This is a genomic window from Algibacter lectus (genome assembly GCF_004368925.1).
Lineage (GTDB): Bacteria > Bacteroidota > Bacteroidia > Flavobacteriales > Flavobacteriaceae > Algibacter > Algibacter lectus.
The window spans coordinates 133,061-152,246 of record NZ_SORL01000007.1 but is presented as its reverse complement, the minus strand read 5'-3'; the positions used below and the strand labels follow the sequence as shown (position 1 = coordinate 152,246).

Sequence of the window (19,186 nt, the reverse complement as noted above, 5' to 3'; positions counted from 1 at the left end):
CAAAAGCTATTTTGGAATAAATTGAACAAACTATTGTAATGTAATTTTTAAAATATTTTTAGTGTTTTCGGTAACCTTAAAACGATTGTCTGCACGCCTATTTACAACCCAAACAATAGCATTGTTAGAGCACAACACCCAAACCTGCTCCTTATCTAAAAGTGATAGTTTCTCATCTTTTAAATATTTGCTAATTTTCTTTTTACCCGACATACCTAAGGGATGAAAAAAGTCGCCGTCTTCCCATTTTCGCAAAATTAATGGGTACTCTAAAGTATCTGCATCGACATAAATAACCTCAGTGCGTTTTCCAAAAATAGCATCGGCTTCATCAAAAAATAATAATCCAAAAGGAGATTCTATTTGTTTTTCTTCTTTTGAAATTAAAATATTTTCTTCTGTTTCGTTATTAATTTCACTTAATAATAAATGCTCCCTATTTTTAATTAATCGGTATGTTGCAGAGAACAATTGCTTTCCAGATTCGGCATCGAGTAAGTTTAAAACATCATTCCATTCGGTAAATCCATAATCTTTAAAAACTTCGAATAAATACGCTTTTGGATTCCTTAAGCTTTTAAATTCTGAAATTTTAAATACCGTTTTATCATCATCTTGAGAAACAATGGCTTTACTTAAAAGATTATCCACACTATCTTTTACAAGATCCGTGGTGTCGTTTAAATTACTAAGCGTTGTTTGAAAGCTTTGTAATAAACTTGGGTTTATTTCTTTTAAAATCGGTATTAAATTATGACGCAACTTATTGCGTACATATTTAGTAGAAGCATTACTGCGATCGTCTCGCCAAGCGATAGTATTTACTTTGGCATAATGCTCGATAGCTTCACTAGAAAATGGTAATAATGGACGAACAAAAATAGTATTGACTTCAGGAATCCCCGTTAACCCCTCTAAACCTGTACCTCTTGTAAAGTTTATTAAAAAGGTTTCGAGATTATCATCGACATGATGTGCTGTTAAAATATAATCGAATTCTAATTGATTTGCTAAATCTTCGAACCAATTGTAACGTAACTCTCGAGCTGCAATTTGAATCGATTGCTTATTGGTTTTAGCATAATTTTCGGTGTCAAAATTTTGAACAAAAACTTCTAAACCTAATTGTTCTGCTAACTGTTTTACAGATTCTTCATCGCCATTACTTTCTTCTCCTCTTAAATGAAAATTACAATGTGCTAGTGCTATATTAAGTTTTAATTGATGGCATAAATGTGTTAAAACAACGCTGTCGATTCCTCCAGAAATAGCAATTAGGATTTTGCTTTCGTTTAAAAATGCAAGATTTTTATTGATATGGTTTTGAAGGTTTTTAAGCATGTTTCAAATTTAGTGTTTATTTTGATTATTCGTAAAGATTTACAGGGCTTATAAGAAGTAAAAACAAATCAATTGCGCAAATAAACCATTGTTTAAAGTTGTTCTAAACCTAACGGATATACGCGCAAGGGATTGAACGGTTTGTTTGAAATCCTGCTTGTTTTCCTGAAAAACAAGCAGATTGAGTAGTGAAAGCCCGACCCTTTTCGGGTTGCGCCCAAAGTAATTTAATTCTCTAAAACCGTACGCATAGCTTTGGCTTTTACCAAACATTCTTCGTATTCCTTAAGCGGATCACTTTTTGCTGTAATAGCGCCACCAACGGAGTAAGACACGTATTTTTGTGTAGCATTGTATAAAATGGTACGGATAACCACATTGAAATCGAAGTCGTTTTCGGGTGTAAAATAACCGATGGCTCCAGAGTATAATCCGCGTTTTGTAGCTTCGAGTTTCTCGATGATTTTCATGGCAGAAATTTTTGGTGCGCCCGTCATACTCCCCATCGGGAATGTACTTTTTAGAATGTCTACTGGGTGCGTTTCTGGTTTTACTTCGGAAGTAACCGTAGAAATCATTTGATGTACTTGATCGAAGGTATAAATTTTGCAAAGCTCCTCTACTTTAACACTGCCTTTTGTGGCCGTTTTTGAAAGATCATTACGCACTAAATCTACAATCATAATATTTTCGCTTCGCTCCTTTTCGTCCGCAATTAAGTTGTTTTTCAACTCATTATCTTCCGTTTTATCTAAAGATCGTTTTGCTGTACCTTTTATAGGTTGCGAAATAAGATGCTGACCTTCTTTTTTGATATAACGCTCTGGCGAAGCACTTAAACCAAATTTATCGTAAAGTTTTACGAAAGCTGCAAAAGGTGGTTTTGAAATCGCATTAAGTTTATTATAGGTTTCTAAAGGCGAAATTTGGGTGTTTTCGGCATAAAATTCTTGACAAAAATTGGCTTCGTAAATATCGCCACTATGGATGTGATTAAGAAGCGTATTTACTTTTTCGAAATACTCATCCTTATGTATTTTAAGCTTTATTTTTATGTTGTTTTCTTCAGGGTTTGTAACAACTTCTTGAGTGTTTAGAATATCTTCTAAATCGGTTTGAATCTCATCATCTACAAATTTTAAATACTGAATTTCAATTTGATTATCTTTAAATAAAAATATTTTTTTAGGTTGAAAAAAAGATAAATCGGGAAACTCCAAACCGTCGGTATTCTGAGATTTTAGAGCCTCTACATCGTTTTTTAAATCGTAGGTTAAATACCCAAAAACCCAATCGTTTGCTAAGGTTTGATATTCTTTTAGTTTTTCGAAACCATCGTGGTAATCGGTTTGAATACTTGTAAAAGCTTCTACCGCCAAAATAGCATCGTAACTTGAGTATTGTTGCTCGTATTGATTGGAATCTAACCAAATAACTTCGTCGAATTGTTGACTCCAAATCAATAATTGATTTTTAAAATCGGCGGCATTTTCTGGATTATAAATTTGTTTTGTTCTCAAAAGGGAATTTAATAAGCTATTTTTCTGGTTCTAATATTCTAGATCTATTCGATTAAAAAATATTATTTGGTAAAGTTAATGAGTTTCCATAAAAAAATGTAAATTTTGTCCATAATACCAATTTTAAAAATAACTATGTACACTTTACAGAATAAATTACTTAAAATAGCCATTAATAAAACGGGAGCCGAACTAAGTAAAATAACATCGGTTAAGGACAACACTGATTTTATGTGGGATGGTAATCCAGATGTTTGGAGTGGTATTGCGCCAAATTTATTCCCAATTATTGGTGCTCTAAAAAATAATACTTACACTTTTGATAATAACGAATACAGCTTGCCTAAACATGGTTTTGTTAGGCATAGTAACGACTTAGAAATCACAGAACAAACAGAAAATAGCATTACTTTTAAACTGACTTATAACGATGAGTTATTGAAAATATATCCGTTTAAATTTGAATTTTTTATCTCTTATATTTTAACAGAAAATACGCTTGAGATAAAACATACCGTTAACAATATAGACGATAAATCGCTCTATTTTTCTCTAGGCGGTCACCCTGCTTTTAAATGTCCTGTTTTTGAAAATGAAACTTATGAAGATTATTTTTTAGAATTTGAACATGCCGAAAATTCTAAAACGCATTGTATTAATATGGAAAACGGTTTAATTTCATCTAAAACCGAACCCGTTTTTAACAATACAAACTTGCTACCAATAAAGCATGATTTATTTAATGATGATGCTCTTGTTTTTAAAGATTTAAAATCGGGACATGTAAGTTTAAAAAGTAAATTGAATGGAGAAATACTAAATGTAAGCTACCCAAACTTCCCGTACTTAGGTATTTGGGCCAAGCCAAGTGGAGATTATGTTTGTATTGAGCCTTGGTTAGGCATTGCAGATAACGAAAACACAAATCAAGGTTTCATGACAAAAGAAGGAATTCTAAAACTAGATTCTAAACAAAGTTTTACAGCAAGTTACCATATTACTATTGCAAAAGCACATTTATAGTAAACACGTAAATGACGGATAAACTTAGCTCGTAAAACAACAAGTTTTCAATTAGCTAAGGTTCTAAAAAATAGCTTAACTTTGCCGCTTAAACTTACCATTGTGACTTTTCAAGATTTAAATTTAAATACACCATTATATAACGCTCTAGACGATTTGGGCTTTACTACGCCTACACCGATACAAGCAGAAGCTTTTAACGTTGTTAGCTCGGGTAAAGACGTGGTTGGTATTGCGCAAACAGGTACGGGTAAAACGTTTGCCTACATGTTACCTATTTTGAAAAATTTAAAATATTCAATGCAGGAAAACCCGCGTGTTTTGGTTTTAGTACCAACGCGTGAACTTGTTGTACAGGTTGTAGATGAAATTGAAAAATTATCTAAATATGTTAACACTCGCGTATTAGGTGTTTATGGTGGTACTAATATTAACACGCAGAAAAGAGCTATTGCTGAAGGTATCGATATTTTAGTTGCCACACCAGGCCGTATGTACGATTTGGCTTTGAGCCGTGTTTTACAACTAAAATCTATTCAGAAATTAGTGATTGATGAAGTTGATGTTATGCTAGATTTAGGATTTAGACATCAATTAATTAATATTTTTGATATTCTCCCTCCTAAGAGACAAAACATAATGTTTTCCGCCACGATGACGCAGGATGTTGATGTTTTACTTAACGATTTCTTTAAAAACCCAGAACGCGTTTCTATCGCTGTTTCTGGTACTCCTTTAGAAAACATTAAGCAAGAGCGTTACAATGTACCTAACTTTTACACTAAAGTAAACCTGCTTTCTCACTTATTGAGAGATACAGAAAAATATAGTAGAGTTTTGATATTTGTAGCTTACAAACGTATGGCAGATCGATTATTTGATCAATTAGATGAAATTTTTCATGATGAACTTTGCGTTATTCACTCTAATAAAACACAAAATTACAGACTTAGAAGTATTGAGCAATTTAGAGAAGGGCAAAACCGAATTTTAATTGCAACCGACGTTATGGCGCGTGGTTTGGATATTGACAACGTATCTCATGTTATTAACTTTGATACGCCAGATTTCCCTGAAAACTACATGCACCGAATTGGTAGAACTGGTCGTGCTGAACGCGAAGGTGAATCTTTATTACTATCTACTGTAAAAGAAACCGTGCTAGTTGAACACATTGAAGCTTTAATGAATATGCAAATTCCTGTTTTGGAAATACCCGAAACTGTTGAAATTTCTACAGAGCAAATTGATGAGGAACGCGCACAAATAAAAGAACACTATAACCCTACTAAACGCACGGACGAAGACGCTCCTGGACCTGCTTTTCATGAGAAATCTGAAAAGAACTCTAAAGAAAATTTAGGTGGATCGTACAAGTTTAAAATTGCCGCGAAATACAAAAAACCTAAAACACGTGGTGATAAAAACTACAATAAACGTAACAAGAAAAAATAAAATTTACACTTAATTAGAATACAATAAAAAGAGGTTAGCTGAAAAGTTAACCTTTTTTTTGTTTTAATAATCTGTTACATGTTTCCAGTTTGCACCAGAAGCAACGCGATATACTTGCATTTCTGAAATCCCGAATTGTTTAGCTATCATTTTAATACGTGTACGCCGATTAGGGTCGTTTACTTTTCTTCTAATTAATCGAACCCGACTTTCGGTAAGCTTAGCATAAGATCTGTTTATTTTTCTGTTTTTATAGTTTTCACCAGAATATTGATGCACTTCCTTTTCTCGTTTTGTTGCCCATTTTAAATTATCGATATGGTTGTTTTCCTTATCATAGTCCAAATGAATAACATAAATCTGATCCTCTTCTTTTTCCAAAAAGTGCTGTGCAACCAGTTTATGGATATATCGACCTGTACTTTTGCCATTTACCCGCTGCTTTAAAGAAATACTGGGGTAACCATTTGTAAGCGACAATTTAACTAGTTTCTCTTGGTCGTGTTTGCAATTAATTAACCGACCATAATTGGAAATCTTGTAGTTTTCAAATTCGGCTATTTTGTCATCAAAAACTACGTGTTTCCATTTTTCTAATGGATAATCACGTATCATATTTTAATATTTAGTTAAGGTTAACTACAATATAAAATTTATTTCCATAAACACATCATTTTTAAAGCTTAATTTTCTCACAATCAAACAGATAAATTCTTATTAAATAATTAATAATGAATTGATCTTAATTTTATCAAAACATAAAACCTCCATTTAACTATTATAAATGGAGGTTAAAAATTATTTTATTTATAGCATTATTTCGCTCGAAGTGATTTTAAAACTATAATTCCAATTCGTATCAATATAAAAGTAACGGTTCCGAATACGGTTGTTAAAAAAGATACTTTAAGTCCTGCAGCGAGCATTCCGGAAGAAATACTCCCCATACTTTCTATAGCATCAAAAGCGGTGATTAAACCAATTATGGACCCTAAAAAGCCAAAAACTAATCCTAATAAGCTCGCTTCAGAAGCTAAACTCGTCATTTTTATAGATTTTGATTCATCTTTTTTCAAATTTACAAAAGCCTTGATAATAAAAAATAAGGCTAGTAAAAAGCAAATTAATATTAGCGACATAAAAAGTGGCCCGCCTTCCATAAAGCGATCGACAAAAACATTTGAGACTAAAAAAGTTGACAATAAATACATAGAAATTTTCATAATTAATAGTTTTAATTTAACATATCGCAAACCTAGTCGCTTTGGCCAAGCTACAGGATAAAATGCGATGGATTGCCAATTTAGCACCTGTTATAACTTTTGGTTAAATCCCCAACAGAATCAGTTATCTATCTATAAAACACCTTTAAAAATCAAAAATATAGTATTATTGTAAGGCTACAACAAAGGTATGACAACAAAAATAATATTAAATAAAACAGGTCAAGTATTGCTACACGCTATCTTTTGGTGTGGTGTGCTCCTATTTTACACTTATTTTTTTGGTTTTAATAGCGCCGATTTTAATTATGTGTTATCGTTTTCTTTGTTTTTAATGCCTATAACTATTGCCACCACTTATGTTTCGATATATAAACTTATTCCAGATTATTTTGTAAAAAAACGATATGCTTTGTTTGGCTTATACAGTTTGTACACCTTTATCATTTCAGCATATTTAATTGTAGTTTCTGTTTTTTATGGTCTCATTTATTTATCAAATTTTCAGTTTAACAATATGGCACCTATCAGCAAAAGCTTGTTGCTAGTTGGTACTGCAGTTTATTTGGTTGTTATAATTGTTAGTGCTTTTAAATTATTAAAATTGAATGCAAAACACAGCAATGAAACCAAAAAACTTGAGACTAAAATTTTAGAAACTCAACTAAAATTAAAAGAACAAGAATTAAACTACTTAAAAATGCAAATTCATCCGCATTTTTTATTCAACACCTTAAATACGCTATATGGTTTTGCTCTAAAAAAAGCAGACGAAACTCCGGATATGATTTTAAAACTATCCAATTTGTTAGATTATTTACTCTATCAAACCGATAAACCTTTTGTTTCTTTAACAGAAGAAATACATCATATTGAAGATTATATTGCTTTAGAGAAAATGCGTTTTAATAACACGCTAAACATTAATTTTAAGACCAGTACAGTTTCCGAAGTATTAAAAATAGCGCCCATGTTATTACTTCCTTTTGTAGAAAACAGTTTTAAGCATGGTGTTATAAAAAATGGCGAATTATCTATAAATATTGATTTACGTTGTGACGAAAATAAAATACACTTACAGATTGTAAACACAGCTTCTAAAGCTATTTCATCTAAAAGTGGTATTGGACTGGATAATATAAAAAAACGATTGGATTTGCTGTATTTAAATCAATATGAATTAAAAATTGATCAAACTGATGATCTATTTACAGTAAACTTAAACCTGAACTTAAATTAGGTATGGAGCAGCAGAACAACATTTCGTGCATTATTGTTGATGATGAAAGTATCGCTAGAGACGTTATTGCTAATCATCTTTCTAAAATTAATAACATAGATATTGTTGCAAGTTGCAGTAACGCTATTGATGCCTTTAATTATTTAAATAAGCATAAAATTGATTTAGTATTTTTGGATATCAATATGCCAGAAATTTCAGGGATTTCCTTTGCTAAATCTATCAACAAAGACATCAAAATTATTTTCACAACAGCCTATCGCGATTATGCTGTTGAGGGGTTTGAGCTTCAAGCCGTAGATTATTTACTAAAACCTATTTCATTTAATAGATTGCTACAAGCTGTTACCGCTTATTTTGATACTTACACAACTGCCAACAGCACTAAAGCTACAATATTAGAACAACATAACTTTATGTTTGTAAGAGCAGACAGACGCATGATTAAGGTCGATTTTGCCTCTATACTATATATTGAAAGTTATAGCGACTATATAAAAATTCATCTAGAAAATGAAACGATTGTAACTAGAGAAACTATTAGCGCTATTGAAGCTAAATTACCTAGTGATGCTTTTTTAAGAATACACAGATCGTTTATTATTGCACTTAAATCTATTACATCTTTCACCAACGAAGAAGTTACTATCAATAAAACGTCTTTAACTATTAGTAGAAGCTACAAAAAGGATGTTTTAAAGGTTCTTGAGAAATTTTAAAAAAACCTTTATAAAACAAAAAAGCTCCACTATTTCTAGTGAAGCTTTAAGTGAGCCCTGAAGGATTCGAACCTTCGACCGCCTCCTTAGAAGGGAGGTGCTCTATCCAGCTGAGCTAAGAGCCCGTAGTTTTTATGTTTCTACGAAAACATTGTATTAATAGAGATTTTCTATTTTCTACAATTTATATTAATTGGTTAAATATTTAATAAATAACCTTAATTTCAATATCTAATTTAAGAACTTAAAAGTAATGGGTTTTACTTTATCGGCTGCAAATATATAACTTATTAGAGTTCTAACAAATAAAATTTACTTTTTATTTTAAATAAATTCTCTATTTTAAATTTCAATAAATCTTCTTCATTTTATTCTTCAACTAAATTAAATAGTAACACATTGAAGTACAGAACATTTTATCTATTTATATAAATTTGAAGATTTTTAACACTCGAAAAAAAATATAATTATTTTATTTTTTTTAGCGTTCATTTTTAAATTCGGCTGGTGACTTTATGATATTTTCACAATTATTTCTGATCATTTCGTTATTTACATCATACAATGGAATTGTGAAAAAGAAAGAACTTCCTTCTCCTAAAGTTGAATCTAGCCATATATCACCTTTTAAAAGATTAACCAACTTTTTTGCAATAGTTAATCCTACTCCTGCCCCTTCGTAAGGTCTGTTTAAATCACTATTAACCTGAGTAAAACTTTTAAAAATTAAATCCTGATATTTTTTATCAATACCAATCCCCGTATCTGATACAAAAAATACAATATACTTTTGTTCATGTTTTTCGCAAATTCTAAACCCATAATTTATTGTACCATTTTCCGAAAACTTAATGGCATTCCTTAATAGGTTAACCAAAATGTTGGTAAGCTTTAATTTATCGGTATAAATGGTTAAGTTTTTATGAATTTCTGGTATTACTAAATTAAAATCTATGTGTTCCTTTTTTAATCGTTCTAAATAAATCTTCATGTTCCCATGAATTTCATTCATAAAAACACCTAAATCAATATCCTTAATGTTGACTTTAGTTTTCCCGGATTCAATAAGAGAAACATTAAAAAGATCGTCAATTAATTTAAGTAAGTGCTCTCCGCTATTATTTATTATTTGTGTGTACTCAATAACCTCATCCATAGATGTATCTCGATCTACCAAACCAGATAAGCCTATAATTGAATTAAGAGGTGTGCGTAACTCGTGAGACATGGTAGATAAAAATTCCGATTTTAATCGATCACTTTCTTCTGCATTGTCTTTAGCAATCGTTAAATCAAGGGTTCTCTCTTTAACAAGGTTTTCTAAATGATTTCTATAGGTTTCTAATTCCTTATTTTGAAGTATAATTTCTTGCTGCTTTTCTAGAAGCAAAATGTTATTATTTTTTAGCTCTTGTGTGCGTAACTGTACTTTGTTTTCTAGAGAAGCACTTAGCTCTTTAAGCGCTTCATTTTGAACTTTAAGTTGATTTTCTTGATCGTAACTTTTAAGCGCTTGCTTTACTGTTAATACAAGATCATTAGTATGCCAAGGTTTAGAAATATAACGATATAAACCAGCGTGATTTATAGAGTTTATAACCCCTTCAATAGTTGCTTGCCCAGTTAATAATATATTTAAGGTCTCAGGGGATTTACTATGAAGATTCATTAAAAACTCATCCCCTTTCATAACTGGCATGGCGTAATCTGCAATAACCACTTGTATTTTATAACCTAAGCTCATTAAGTTCTCGATAGCCTCTAAAGCTTCAGTTCCCGACTCTGCAGTTTCTATAATATACTTATTACCGAACGCATTTTTCAGCTCGGTTTTTAAACTATTTAAAACGATTTTTTCATCATCGACACAAAATATTACATCCTTTTTCATTCGCTGTAATTTAAGTTAATTGCAAACCAGAATCAATACATGAAAATAACTCAGACCGAACCCAAGGCTTTTTAATGCATTTATATAAATCTGCTTCATCTTCCGTTTTCTTAATCGATTTATAGTCCGCATGACCTGTTAACATTATTTTTAATGCATTAGGATACATCTGGTGTACTTTAATTAAAAATTCATCACCCTTTATAACCGGCATTAACCAATCGCTAATTATTATTAAATTGGTGCTTAAATCTAGTTCTAAATCTTCAATAATATCTAAAGCTTCTGTTGCACTTTCGGCAGTTTCATATAGAAATAAGTTACCGTAATTCTCTTTTAACTGCGCTTTAATACTATCTAGTATAATTTTTTCATCATCGACACATAATATTACATTTTTCTCCATAGTATTATTGTTGTGGTTTTATAGAATCTTCATTGTTACTACCTGCTATTGGTAGGTAAACACTAAAGGTTGTTTTTCCTGGTTCGCTTTGTACTTCAATTTTTCCGTGGTGCTTTTCTACTATTCGTTTTGAAATATCCAAGCCTATACCTGTACCTTCACCTGTTGGTTTAGTACTAAAGAAAGGATCGAATATTTTATCAATTTCATCTTTAGGAATACCTCGTCCGCTGTCACTAATTGAAACTACAACCCAATTGTTTTCTGTGTATGTTTTAATAGTTAATTTACCATTAAGCTCCATGGCATAAATGGCATTATGTAAAATATTGGTCCATACTTGATTTAATTCATCATAATAGCAAAGAATCTCGGGTATTTCCTTGTATACTTTTGCTACTTCTATACCTTGTTTAATTTGGTTGTTGTATAAAATTAAAACACTTTCAATGCCTTCTGTAACATCTGCTAAAACCTGCTCTTCGTAATTATTTACTCTAGACGAATTCTTTAGTGCAAAAACTACTTTTGAAGCCCTGTCGGCTGCAAATTCAATGTTTTCTGTACTTCTTTGTAATCCTGTAATTTTATAAGCTGTTTCTATAATTTTTTCAGAATTTTCGTTTTGCAATAAGTCTAAATAGTTTTCTACATTTTCTACTACCATCATATCTACAAAAGTATCTGCAAATGAATAGGCATTTTTAATATCGTGCTCTTCAAATATTTTAGATATTTTCTTTTTAAGCGATCGTTCTTCTTTTGACGTAAGCATGTGCCTATTTTTAAAAGAATCTTCAACTAAATTTAAGAAGTTTTCCTTTAACTCTTTTGGCAATTCATTTATAAATATAGGATATTCATTTAACACAAAACATAACGTTTTATTGATATTGCCGATAGATGAACGAATGGCTCCAAGTGGTGTGTTTATCTCGTGTGCAACACCAGCAATTAATTGACCAAGTGCTGCCAGTTTTTCTGAATTAATAAGTTTTTCTTGAGTTTGCTTTAAATCTCCTAGAGTCTGTGTTAACTCATTTGTGCGTTGTTTTAAAGCCTCTTCTCTAACATAGATTTGAGATAGCATTTCGTTGTATTCATCAACTAGATCTCCAATTTCATCGTTACCTTGTTTATGCACTCGTAGTTTATAATTTCCTTCTTGAGAAATTTCTTTAGTAGCTTTTGTTAAATTCAATATAGGTTCTGAAAGAACTTTTTGCAACCATGTAGCAAGTATATAGTTAACTAAAAGTAAGCAAACCAATAAAATAGCCATTTTAACTAAATAGTCATTAATTTTCATGGTTAGCTCTTCGGTAGAAACTCTTAAATAAATGGTTCCCGCAAATTCTTCATCGCTAAATATGGGTTTAGAAACACTTAAATGATCGTCTTCAAACTTATTCCATGAGCCTTTTACAAAAGTATTAGAAACGGGAATTTTATTGCCATTTTTGTAATATTCCGCAAAAACCTCATGTTTATCATTATAAACTATGCCAACCTCTAGCGAAGGAATATTTTGCAATTTGCCTAGCGTTTCTGTTGCACTTTCTGACACATCAAAAACCAAAGGCACAGCACAATAATCGCCAACGAGTGTAGCGTTAATTATAGTATTATTCTTCATGTCTTCCTTAAAATCATCTATATTACTATAGACAACATAAGAAAAACCTATCAATAGAGAAGACAACGATACTAACTGAATAATCAGCATCATTTTAACTTTAATTGATAGATTTTTAAAGATCATAATTTATATAAATTAACTTATCTGGAAGATTATGTTTTAATACTTTCTTATATAAATGTTATTGTAAGCTCGTAATCATCTTCACCAAACGTAGATTCAATAGTACCTACTATTTTTGATGATGATATAGAGACAATATCAATGCTAGAAAACCCCATTTCGCCAACTACAGGATAGACGTAAACAATTGGTTCTCCAAAGGATAAAATGGTATTATCTGAGTTTAAAGACCACGTACTTTCAAATAGAACTTCTCCAGTTGCATCATACTGTTCAAAAGTACCATCAGCATTAAATTTAAATGAATAGTTTCTAGTTTCTTCTGATTCGAGAATCATGATATCGTCTATCTCTACACCTCCATAATTTATAGTAGGTGAAAGCATTTTACTTTCTATCTTCCATGTTTTAGAACTCACCATATCACTGGGTGTGTTCGCATCGTTAGAGTCACTAGAACTACAAGAGGTTAAAGAAATAAATAAAGCGATAATAGCAGATAAATAATAATTGTTTTTCATAAAGATTTGAGAGTTTAATTTTAATATTTCCATTGTATGCCTATTAAGAAAAGAGAACCAATGTTGTCTGCAAAACCATATTCACGGTGTTTTCCTAATATGTTTTTTGCTGTAACATTAACAGACATATTTTTATTTAATTGATAGATTGTTTTGGCATTTAAAATCATGTTGGTTCTAATATCCATCTGCACTTTAGCATCATCAATATTATCTACATTTGATATTTGATAATAGTTATAGTTAGCAAATTCATGATCTGCATATATGTAAGCATCTGTATTAAAACTCCACTTTTTATTAGGTTTATAATTTAATGAAAAACCTCCAAAAAAGGATGGTGTCGCTTCTTCGCTCCATTGGGTAGGGTTTGTTCTATTGCTTAAAGTAGTTGTTAAAATATCTCCCTCAGCATTAGGTTCAAAAACAATATCAGTCAATTCAATCTCAATATCTTTTCTACCAGCAATATTAGTTTTTTGATACGTACCGAACACCTTAGCTTGAAAATTATCACTAAAATCATAGTTTAATGTAAATCCTGCTCCAAACTGGTTTGCTTTTAAATCGTAATTTTCGAATATAACAGAACCATCAGCATGTATAGCTAAAATTTCATCTGGCTCACCTGCTTCATTTATTTCTTGTGTAGTAACATAATCATAATATGCATTTGGATTTACAAAATTGTCTACTTTAGAATAAAATGCCTCAAAATCTAATGTTAAATTTGTTTTCAATTTCGTTCTCCAACCGATTTCAAAACTTGTAATAGTTGGGTATTTTAAATCTTCTTGGCCACTAACTGTAAAATCTACAGGTACATCTAAATTAGTAGCATTACTCGCATATTTTACAGTTAAATCACTATTTAGATACGTATCAAAAAAGAAAGGTGATTTACTGGCTCTAGAATAAGCAGCTCTAACTAAATTGTTTTTATTTATTCGATACGTGGATGCTATTTCAAAATTGGTGAAATAATTTTTATTAAACCCAAATTTATCAACTCGAATAGCTCCAATCATTCTAAGTTTAGATATTGGTTTCCATTCTGTTAATACAAAAGTGGAATAAGAAAACGTCTTTTTTGGCTCATCTTTAAATTCGAAGTTAAGCTCATTAAAACTAAATCCGTCATCGTAAGTAAACGGACTATTATATGATAAAAACTTATAATTAACTCCTGGTCTAATACTTACGTTTTTAAATTCTTTAAAATACTCTAGATTCCCTTCTATGTTAGTAAACTTATAAGAATTAAACTTGTAATTATTTTCATCTTTTCCGGTGTTAATATTAAACTGTCCGCTAAAGTTGTTGTGATTTATTTTTGCGTTAAAGTAATAACTTTCCGACTCTGTTTGAGATAATGGTGTTGCCAAATTTACAAAGCCTGTTCTTTGACTTTGGGATTTTTGTGCACCAACAGCAATATCAAAATTAGAACCTTCTTTAAAATTATGGGTTAAAAATATGTTTCCTCCTACTCTTCTTAAACTGAGATCTTCATTATAATACGCACCGAGTTCTTCTTGATATTCTAAAAACGTCCAAGGCTCATTGCCATTTACATCTTTTACCGGTGACACAAACATGGTTAAACTATCTACAGATGTATAACCTTTCCTTATGAAATCAAAATAATCCGTATCAAAACGGTGACGTTCTGTAAAATTACCAGAGAATGAAAGCTTTGTTTTATCATCCCAATTGTAACCAATATTTACACTAGCATTTTTAGCCTCGTTGGTTCCAATTTGGCTATTAACAGTAATGTTTTTACCTTTTTTATTAGCATGAGAAGTGATGATGTTAATTACACCAGTAACAGCATTAGGCCCGTATAAAGCAGACGCAGGTCCTCTAACAACTTCAATTCTTTCAACATCAATTAAATCTACAGGTAAAGTTTCCCAAAATGTTCCTCCACTAAAATAACTATATACAATCCGGTTATCAATCATAACCAATATGGTGGTATTGTAAGACAATGTTAAATATACATTTTTTGTAATATCATCATACCCTCTAATATGTATGTCGTAATTACCTGGAGTAATTTCTCTAACAATTAAACCTTGAGATAAACGCAATGCTTCTGGAATACTTGTAACTCCAGAATTACTAATTTCCTCTTTACTAATAATAGTTGTAGACAATGGTGTTTCAAACAAATCTTCTGGGTGTTTAGAAGCAGTTACCACAACATCAATATCCAATAACTCCTCAAGAGTCATTTCATTATAAACTTTATCTTTTTGCGCGAAAGTTTCGAAACATAACAATGATGTTATGATCATAATGAATAAAAGTATTTTTTCCTTAAAATTCATAACTTTGTTATTTAAAAATTTTTCCAATTCTCAATATATCCGAAGAGAACGATTGTCCTTCCATATCTAGAGATGTTAAATTCACCAATATCTTGGGTTTACTGTTTTCAATTCCAAATCCAAGGGAAATTTCCCCTTCTTCTACAAACCGTGTTGTAGCCGTTACTGATAAAACTTTATTACTTCTGCATAATTCAGAAAACCCATTAATGCCTTCCATGAAATAAACAACATCAAACTCAGAAATATTTTTCGCTAATTCTCTTGTTGTAATGGCTTTAAAAGCCATAGAACTTCCTAGTCCTTTAATAAACTCGTCTTTATCTAGGATAGTATTATCATTGTAAACCACTAAGATTTTAATTTGACTATTTTGAGGAATTTGAGGATTATACTTTAAAACCTTAGTTAATAGTGCCGCTTGAATATTTTCTGGCACAGCAATTTTTTGTCCAAAACAAGTGTTGCTCCAACAGATAAAAATGACAATAAGAATTATCCCCTTAGCTAGGCAGCTTATATTTTTGGAGAATTTTAAGTTAATCATTCGTAGGTTTCATTTTACTTTAAAATACAGTTATGCAAATTATATTTTTTTCACATAATCAAGTATGATTTTTATCATGCTCATATTTTACAACACATATACGGGGCTTTGAAAGAGAGCAATCAACAGTGTAAGCATATTAGCTTAATATAGAAAAAATTGGTTTTTCGGATAGTTATTTTACTATCCATAAATTATCATAGACTTTATTAAATAGGTATAAATTCAGCTATGCTTCTTATTGAAAAGAACTTGAAGCACGAGAGTTAGCTTTTTTTAATAATTGAACTAGTAATATATTTTTACTGTGTACACTCTTCTATAGATAGAATAGTAAACGGTTTGGTTATAACACTTCTTTTTAATTTCATTTGGGACTATTTTATTCAAGCAATCTATTAAATCTAGGCTAAATTTGTGCCCTGACGTAAGAATCGCAACGTTAATTATTTGCTAAAATAAACATTTAATCCGATATAAATGTTTTTAAACGACGTTTTAAACTTATTTATTATGAAAATAAATAAAAAAGAAGATAATTACTACATACAATTAATGAATAACTCTCAATATTTACAAAAACAAAAAATAAACCGCATACAAAACACCTCTATCTACTTATTAAAAGGATAAAGCTTACTGAAATGATGTGAGAGTTAAATTTTGAAATAATAATACATTGTTTAATTTCTAAACAAGAAGAAAAAATATTTATTAAAAAAATTATGTAGATAAAGTAAAATGCATTTTTAAAGAAGAAGAATAATAGGCTAACTATTATAGTTTGGTCGATATAAAAAAACACCGCTAATCAAAAGATTAACGGTGTTTAGTATTCCTATCTCTAGGTTAGTCGGGGTGGCAGGATTCGAACCTGCGACCTCCGCGTCCCAAACGCGGCGCGATAACCGGGCTACGCTACACCCCGAATTGGTTATCTATATTTTTTTCAAAATATTTTGCGGAGAGACAGGGATTCGAACCCTGGGTCAGTGTTTCCACCAACGACGATTTAGCAAACCGCTCCTTTCGGCCACTCAGGCACCTCTCCAATAATTGTTCTAAGAACTCAGCACTAATATTGTAATGCGGGTGCAAATTTAGGATTTCATCTTAAATCTAACAAACATTTTTTCATTTTTTTTCAAAAATTATTCAGGGTATTCAATTCTTAAATGGTAAATGTTTGCTAGCTTGTGTTTTAGCACTTTTTTAATCGACTCAATTTCTTTAAAAGTTATGTTCGCATTTAAAAATTGCCCCTCTTCTATCTGCTTATTTATTATATTTTCCACAAATGCGTCAATTTTTGTCGAGGTTGGCTCCTTTAAACTCTTAGATGCAGCTTCAATACTATCGCACATCATTAAGATTGCCGTTTCTTTACTAAAAGGCTTCGGACCAGGATAGCTAAAATCTAATCGATCTACATCATCATGGTTCTTTTTTTCCTGCATATAAAAGTAATACACCACGCTAGTACCGTGATGTGTTCTAATAAAATCTATAACACGATCTGGCAAATTATTTTTCTTAGCAATTTCTATTCCGTCAATAACGTGATCGGTAATTATTCTCGCACTTTCTTTAGATGATAACTCATCATGCGGATTAATTCCGGTAGATTGATTTTCGGTAAAGTAAGTTGGGCTCTTCATTTTACCAATATCATGATACAAAGCTCCTACCCTAACTAACATGGCGTTTGCTCCAATTTCATTTGCAGAAGATTCCGCCAAATTAGCAACGTTTAAGGAATGATGAAACGTGCCAGGTGCCTTATTAGATAATTCTTTTAAAAGCTTAGAATTAGTATCGGAAAGCTCTAACAATGATACATCGGATACCAACCCGAAAACTTTCTCGTAAACATAAATTAAAGGCTGCACAAATAATGTTGCTAATCCACAAAGTACAAAATAGCCAAAAGTTTTCCAGTCTAAAGTTTCAACCGTTCCTTCATGAATTACAAAAAACGCAAAATAAGCTATAAAATAAATAAGTGTAATTTGCCCAACCGAAATAAACAAATTAGCACGCTTGTAAAGCTCTTTTACCGTTAATATAGTAACAATACCAGCTATAATTTGCAAAAACATATACTCGTAACTATTTGGTACTACAAAACCTAAAAGCAACACGGTAATAACATGAGAAAACAACCCTAAGCGCGCATCGAAAAACGCTTTAAAAACTAAAGGCAGAATACATATTGGCACCACGTATATAAACTTTGAATTGTAGTTTACTACCATAGTGGTTAGAAAGATTAACAAAAATATATTGAAGAATATAAAGGTAACTTTGGTATTATTTTCAAATACACTTAATCTGTATTTCATTAAAAATAATAGAAGCATTAGTAACGCTAAGGCCACTAATAACGTGTATGCAAATAAAATCCAAATGTAGCTAGATTTGCTCCAAACCTGCGATTCGTATTCCGATTGTAAAGACTTTAATATTTGATATTTATCGCCCTGAACAACTTCTCCTTTAGAAACTATTAAAGTTTGTTTTTCAATACTTCCTCTAGCATAAACTATTTTATCTAACTCTTCTTGTAAAGCTTTGTCTGTGAAAGATTTATCGAAAGTTAAATTTGGTTCTACTAAGTCGTAAAACAATGAAACAAATTCAGTTTTATTAGAAGATAATTTATGCTTTTTTAAAACTTTTTCTATTACAGAAGTCACTTTATCCAATTTAATTAAATCGAAATAAATACCCTCTTGTTTCTTTACACGTTCGTCTAAAATTACAATTCTTTTTTCTTCAGAAAAACTATAACTTTCATTTAAAACACCAAACGCATAAAGTTGAGAAATAATATCAATTCCTGTTTTGTATAATTCACTAGATGATGTTAACGAAATAGTATCGGAAAAATTAGTAGTAAACTCCTTTTTAAAGGCTGTTTTTACTTTGTTTTCAATGCTACTATCAATGCTGAAATACAAAGTTCCATTATTAATAATATCTTCTTTTTCTTTATTAATTTCACTCTCAGATTTTTTAATAGCAAAATCGAAAGGCGCATACAAATTCTCTGACTGCCAAGGCTTTCCTTTTTCAAAATTATATTTAAATTTCCCGCTCTTCGGAAACAAATAAACAATTAAAAACGTTGTACAAATAAATAAGAGAACCTTATATATTAAAGAATGGTTTCGGTATAATTTATTTAAAAAGTCTTTCACAG

General features: G+C 30.8%; 15 protein-coding genes and 3 tRNA genes. 4 read left to right on the top strand and 14 right to left on the bottom strand.

The features are described 5' to 3' along the window. Positions 1-30 precede the first annotated feature (30 nt). A complete protein-coding gene (tilS, locus tag DFQ06_RS01690) occupies positions 31-1,341 on the bottom strand; it encodes a tRNA lysidine(34) synthetase TilS (protein WP_133965662.1) in 1,311 nt (436 codons plus the stop codon). Positions 1,342-1,568: 227 nt separating this feature from the next. Then, a complete protein-coding gene (pabB, locus tag DFQ06_RS01685; protein ID WP_133965660.1) occupies positions 1,569-2,861 on the bottom strand; it encodes an aminodeoxychorismate synthase component I in 1,293 nt (430 codons plus the stop codon). A gap of 105 nt (positions 2,862-2,966) precedes the next feature. Here pabB and DFQ06_RS01680 point away from each other — a divergent pair, with 105 nt between their 5' ends. Continuing rightward, on the top strand, positions 2,967-3,884 hold the full coding sequence (locus DFQ06_RS01680; protein WP_317129985.1) for an aldose 1-epimerase family protein: 918 nt from the start codon (positions 2,967-2,969) through the stop codon (positions 3,882-3,884). Positions 3,885-3,986: 102 nt separating this feature from the next. Beyond that, positions 3,987-5,339 carry a DEAD/DEAH box helicase gene (locus DFQ06_RS01675; protein WP_042495360.1) on the top strand — a complete coding sequence of 451 codons (1,353 nt, stop codon included), beginning with the start codon at positions 3,987-3,989 and terminating at the stop codon, positions 5,337-5,339. Positions 5,340-5,402: 63 nt separating this feature from the next. Here the strand turns inward: DFQ06_RS01675 and DFQ06_RS01670 are convergent, their stop codons facing one another. Then, positions 5,403-5,954: an NUMOD4 domain-containing protein gene (locus DFQ06_RS01670; protein WP_042503857.1), complete on the bottom strand. Its 552-nt coding sequence runs from the start codon at positions 5,952-5,954 to the stop codon at positions 5,403-5,405. Between the two features lie 200 nt (positions 5,955-6,154). Then, positions 6,155-6,562 carry a MotA/TolQ/ExbB proton channel family protein gene (locus DFQ06_RS01665; protein ID WP_227805182.1) on the bottom strand — a complete coding sequence of 136 codons (408 nt, stop codon included), beginning with the start codon at positions 6,560-6,562 and terminating at the stop codon, positions 6,155-6,157. A gap of 190 nt (positions 6,563-6,752) precedes the next feature. On the opposite strand from DFQ06_RS01665, the gene DFQ06_RS01660 reads away from it, so the two are divergent. Continuing rightward, positions 6,753-7,802 (top strand): sensor histidine kinase, encoded by a 1,050-nt coding sequence (locus DFQ06_RS01660; protein ID WP_042494818.1) that lies wholly within the window; start codon positions 6,753-6,755, stop codon positions 7,800-7,802. Between the two features lie 2 nt (positions 7,803-7,804). After that, the gene (locus DFQ06_RS01655; RefSeq protein WP_042503856.1) at positions 7,805-8,521 is read left to right on the top strand and encodes a LytR/AlgR family response regulator transcription factor; all 717 of its coding nucleotides are present in this window, start codon (positions 7,805-7,807) and stop codon (positions 8,519-8,521) included. Positions 8,522-8,572: 51 nt separating this feature from the next. Here DFQ06_RS01655 and DFQ06_RS01650 read toward each other — a convergent pair. The 10 genes from DFQ06_RS01650 to DFQ06_RS01605 form a co-directional block, all read right to left on the bottom strand. Continuing rightward, positions 8,573-8,646: transfer RNA gene (locus DFQ06_RS01650), tRNA-Arg, on the bottom strand. A 356-nt stretch (positions 8,647-9,002) separates the two neighbouring features. Then, positions 9,003-10,412 carry a hybrid sensor histidine kinase/response regulator gene (locus DFQ06_RS01645; protein ID WP_133965658.1) on the bottom strand — a complete coding sequence of 470 codons (1,410 nt, stop codon included), beginning with the start codon at positions 10,410-10,412 and terminating at the stop codon, positions 9,003-9,005. A gap of 10 nt (positions 10,413-10,422) precedes the next feature. After that, positions 10,423-10,818 (bottom strand): response regulator, encoded by a 396-nt coding sequence (locus tag DFQ06_RS01640; RefSeq protein WP_042494815.1) that lies wholly within the window; start codon positions 10,816-10,818, stop codon positions 10,423-10,425. Positions 10,819-10,822: 4 nt separating this feature from the next. Continuing rightward, the gene (locus DFQ06_RS01635; RefSeq protein WP_160491505.1) at positions 10,823-12,547 is read right to left on the bottom strand and encodes an ATP-binding protein; all 1,725 of its coding nucleotides are present in this window, start codon (positions 12,545-12,547) and stop codon (positions 10,823-10,825) included. 80 nt (positions 12,548-12,627) lie between these two features. Then, positions 12,628-13,101, bottom strand: coding sequence for a hypothetical protein (locus DFQ06_RS01630; RefSeq protein WP_133965656.1), 474 nt, complete (start codon positions 13,099-13,101; stop codon positions 12,628-12,630). 20 nt (positions 13,102-13,121) lie between these two features. Beyond that, positions 13,122-15,404 carry a TonB-dependent receptor plug domain-containing protein gene (locus tag DFQ06_RS01625; RefSeq protein ID WP_159140047.1) on the bottom strand — a complete coding sequence of 761 codons (2,283 nt, stop codon included), beginning with the start codon at positions 15,402-15,404 and terminating at the stop codon, positions 13,122-13,124. Between the two features lie 40 nt (positions 15,405-15,444). Continuing rightward, positions 15,445-15,984: a YfiR/HmsC family protein gene (locus DFQ06_RS01620; RefSeq protein WP_042503850.1), complete on the bottom strand. Its 540-nt coding sequence runs from the start codon at positions 15,982-15,984 to the stop codon at positions 15,445-15,447. An 853-nt stretch (positions 15,985-16,837) separates the two neighbouring features. After that, positions 16,838-16,912: transfer RNA gene (locus DFQ06_RS01615), tRNA-Pro, on the bottom strand. Between the two features lie 34 nt (positions 16,913-16,946). Continuing rightward, a tRNA-Ser gene (locus DFQ06_RS01610) sits at positions 16,947-17,035 on the bottom strand. Between the two features lie 100 nt (positions 17,036-17,135). Continuing rightward, complete coding sequence (locus DFQ06_RS01605; protein ID WP_042503848.1) at positions 17,136-19,184, bottom strand: HD family phosphohydrolase; 2,049 nt, start codon at positions 19,182-19,184, stop codon at positions 17,136-17,138. Positions 19,185-19,186: the final 2 nt, after the last annotated feature.